Annotated in this window: 1 protein-coding gene; it reads right to left on the bottom strand. The window is 56.9% G+C overall.

Annotated elements, in window-relative coordinates; translation table 11 throughout:
• Window positions 1-389 (bottom strand): universal stress protein (locus P0D80_RS51245; RefSeq protein ID WP_408296633.1); only part of this gene is annotated, 389 nt, incomplete at its 3' end.
• Window positions 390-434 lie beyond the last annotated feature (45 nt).

Genomic DNA, 434 nt, shown 5'->3' with positions numbered 1-434 from the left:
AGCGGAATTCGCCCGATGATGAATCCATGAGGCGACGAAGACTTCGATGTTGTCGATTGCTTGCGGGCTCCTACTTCGCCCACTACGCCCGTATGTGTCGACTGCCGCACCACCAGAACGGGAATAGCGCTATGGGTCAGTACCTTCTGTGTCTCGCTGCCGATCAACAGGCCACGCACACCGCTGCGTCCGTGGGACGCCATGACAATCAGGTCACAATTTCGCTCGATGGCGGTGCTGATGATCGCTTCATAAGGATGAGCGCGGGTGGTGGCAACCGTTTCGCATATGACGCCCGCTTGGCTTGCGGCCTTCGTGACAGCCACGAGAAAGGCTTCTGCACGCTCCCTGTTGACCTGAACGAATCTCTCCTCGGTATCCGCGAGCATTTCGGTTCCATATGCCAAAACATGGAACTCCGGCATGACATGAAG

This window comes from Paraburkholderia sp. RL17-373-BIF-A (genome assembly GCF_046030175.1).
GTDB lineage: Bacteria > Pseudomonadota > Gammaproteobacteria > Burkholderiales > Burkholderiaceae > Paraburkholderia.
The sequence above is the reverse complement of the archived record's forward strand: the minus strand, read 5'-3'. Positions and strand labels throughout refer to the sequence as shown.